The 3,318-nt window shown below is 62.7% G+C and carries 2 protein-coding genes; both read right to left on the reverse strand.

Going from position 1 to position 3,318, the window contains the following annotated elements; genetic code table 11:
* Positions 1–10: 10 nt before the first annotated feature.
* Positions 11–2,662: a rhamnan synthesis F family protein gene (locus tag HNO80_RS17710; protein WP_175324163.1), complete on the reverse strand. Its 2,652-nt coding sequence runs from the start codon at positions 2,660–2,662 to the stop codon at positions 11–13.
* The coding region (locus HNO80_RS17715; RefSeq protein ID WP_502707885.1) for a glycosyltransferase family protein at positions 2,659–3,318 on the reverse strand (660 nt) is incomplete at its 5' end. The genes HNO80_RS17710 and HNO80_RS17715, both read right to left, overlap by 4 nt.

The raw sequence follows: 3,318 nt of genomic DNA on the forward strand, positions 1-3,318 counted from the left end.
GGCGAGGGTTTTACCATGCTAGTGCGCCTTTCTTTGCGGCGGTGCGGGCCGCGTTTTTCTGCGTACGCATCTTTTCGATCATGTAGGCATCGATGCTGATTTCGAGTGGGGCGGGCTCGCCAACCAGTGTGCCGGTTTCATCAATTGCATCGAGTCGGCCGTTTTGGAGCGCGACCTGGCCGAATAGCCGTTCTATGAGGTGAGCGATGGCGCCGTCGTTGGCCCCGGTCTCTGGCGCAAATGATTCGATAGACAACCCCGCGGTTACAAGGGGTGAAAGGCAGTCGGGCCGCACCCAGAACATCGTCCCTGCAAAGAAGCCGGCTTCGTCGGATGTGATCTCGGTGCCCAGCACCCTCTCGACGAGCGCGCCATCGTCGGAGTAGGGGTTGCGGGAGAGCGGGAGGTAGAAAGGCGCAGGGCCCACCATCGCAAGAGTCTCATCGGCGCGAAACGCGGCAATAGTCTCTGCTGTCTGCTTCTTGGAACCGAGGAGCATACCAAAGGCGCTTTCGCGCCAGAAGCGGCCTTGTTCCGGAATCAGGCGTCCGTCTCTGAAGAACCCGGCCTTCGTCTGGACCTTGAGGATTGCGTCGTAGTCGCGCTCGAGAATCGCGGGGAGGACGTCGAGGAACGGCCCGATATCGCGGCCCCTATTGGCTGCGGGATAGAGCACCGCGTCCGGGTAGGCGGCACGCACCAGCTCCGCGATTTGGCGGTTGCCCCAGTCGGGCATCGTCACCACGAGATCGAAGCCTTCAGGGATATTGGCGAGGTACTCGAGTATTTCCGGAACGAGGTCGCGGTAATACAAATGCGCGACGACGACGAGCCTGTTGCCTCGGGTCCCGAGACCGTTCCGGATCGCGGCGAGGCTGGATTGCCGGCGAGCCTCGGCGTCCTGGTCTAGGGGGAAACTGGGTAAATCGGGGGTGCCGTCGAACAGCGGTTCAGCGGCAGCGGCCAGCTCGTCGACCAACCGATCAACTGAGCCGACGTTCACACCACGTCGAGGTTTGCGTCCTTCGCGGAGACCGTAGCGCGCCCAGTGATGGACAGGGTCCTTCCCCGCTTTGGCGACGTCGCTGTGTGTGGCGAGATAGAACGTCTCGTCGACGATTCGTGCGGCGCGGACGTACTTCTCCGCGGTCTTCGGATCGGCGAACCCCGACTGCAGTGCTTTGCGGAAGTCGTCGGTGTCAACCGCGCCGACCAGGGCGAAAAGTCGGCGGGCTGGGCCGGAGAACTCGGCGCGGGAGGTGTCGGCCGATGTCTGATCGTTCGCGAGGGGGTGCGCCGCAACCACACTTGGGACGCCGAACTCGCTCGATCCGGGAACGGAGCCGCCCCTCACCATCCGGGCGCGGGTCTGGTTCTCCCGGGCCAAGCTGAACGTCTGGTACATGCGCTTCGCGATGGAGACCGCATCGGCGTCGTGGCCACGGCGCGCGGCGTCGATGGTGACAGCGGTGCTCTGGAAAGCGTGGAAGTCCCCACGAATTGCATCGCTAGTCAGGTACCCGCCAAGCATAAAGCGGCGCAGCAAGCCGATCCCGTGCCGGTAGGCCGGCAGGTCGAAGGCGCCGGAGATCGCCTCGTCGAGATCGGGAAACAGGCCAGTCGGCTTGTAGCCAGCTTCGCCCAGCACCGAAACGACTTTGTCGTAGTACAGCGACTCGAACCCTACGGAGCTGTTGACCGTTACCACCAGGTCGGCCAGCGCAATCAGCTGGGCATTGTTGTATACCGCTTTGGTAGCGTCCAACCACACGACGTCGTCTGCCCACGGGCGCAACGCGGCGCGGGCCAGCGAGAAAGCGAGGTTGGACTGTTGCCTGACCTTGGCACCCGGATGTGTCTTGATGACAGTCAGGTAACCGGCGGCCGCGAGCTTGGGAACGACGTCGAGGACGACCGCTTCTACTGTCTCGTACTTTGAGAAGCGCAAGAGATTGGCATCGTCATGGAGCTGGAGCGGGAGGAACGCGATTTTCCGGGCGGTGCCGAGGATTCGTGCCGACCAGTCCCCACCGTCGAGGGGGAGGAACTGCTGTTCGTAGGGCCGGGCCTCGATGTTCGCCGAGTAGCCGTAGACCGCCTCGTCGGCCGTCATCGGCCTGTCTCCGACAATCCCACGCAGGTCTTCCACTGACAGTCGGGGCACGATCGCGTTCCCGTTGGTCCCGAACGGATCCATGACGACACTCTGGAGGAATGGGGCACGGGTGCAGCCGAGCTCCATCGCAATTCGCGTCACGGGCCGCTCTTCGATGAAGCGCGTCACGGCTCCGTTCTCACCCCAGTGGACGATGATGTCGTAGGGGAAGACATTCCAGACGCGGCGAAGGACCTCGACGTAGTCGTCGGCGATGTCGCCTCCCGCCATGAGATTCAACCACGCCGGGATGCCCTCGGTCTCCCAGTCGCAGAGTCGCTCGGAGAACAAGGCTTCCTCATCCGGGCTCGCCCGGATGAGGCGGTTTTCCACACCGGCCACGGCCTTATCGCCAAGGGCGCCCAAGAGGGCACGCGGCGCATACATACGGACATCGAAATCCGGCGTGGACCCCGCGAGTAGCGGAAGGAAGTCCCTACCTATGTCCTTAAACGTCGCCTGGCTGTCCCGGATCGGATGCGGCTCAACATAAATGAGGACTCTCATACTTCACTCCATAATGTCGTCAGACCATCCACGTGGGAGGTGCTCCGCAGGAACTCGAAGTTCTCCGCCGCCTGCGGTTTGTAATCAACAGATTTCACGGGCGCAGACAAGGCCTCGTACCAGTCGTCGAGGGACTCCATAAGCTCCAGACTTCCTGGTCCGATGGCTTGCATGTCCGGAATCGGGCTGGCCAGCAGGCGGGAGCCCGACAGCGCTGCCTCGAGGAACTTAACCCGGGACTTGCACGCGTTGAAATCACTCATCTCCAACGGGGCGATCACCGTGCTGCACTGCGTCATCAGCCCCGGCAGTCGCAAGAAGTTCACCACGGGCGCCGTCCTAACGTTCGGCAATGCTGCCAAAGCGCGCGGAACAGCCACCGGTCCGACAATCATCAGCGTAAAGTCGGGATTCTCCATCAGCACCCGGTGAAGCGCGTCAGCAACGACAGGGAAGTCCCGGTCGTGACTCTTCGTCCCCGCGAAATAGCCGATCGCCGTATGCGGGCGCGGCGCGAGGTAAGTCTCCAGCTCGCCATGGACGGACAGGATCGACGGCGGGATGATGTTCGGCACGACGCTAACATCAGCGCCCGGGTTAAAATCCTCTACCCGCTGCGCGAGCGGCGCAGTCGAGACTGTCACCTTGTCAAACTC

The organism is Arthrobacter sp. C9C5, from assembly GCF_013359735.1.
Taxonomy (GTDB): Bacteria; Actinomycetota; Actinomycetes; order Actinomycetales; family Micrococcaceae; genus Arthrobacter.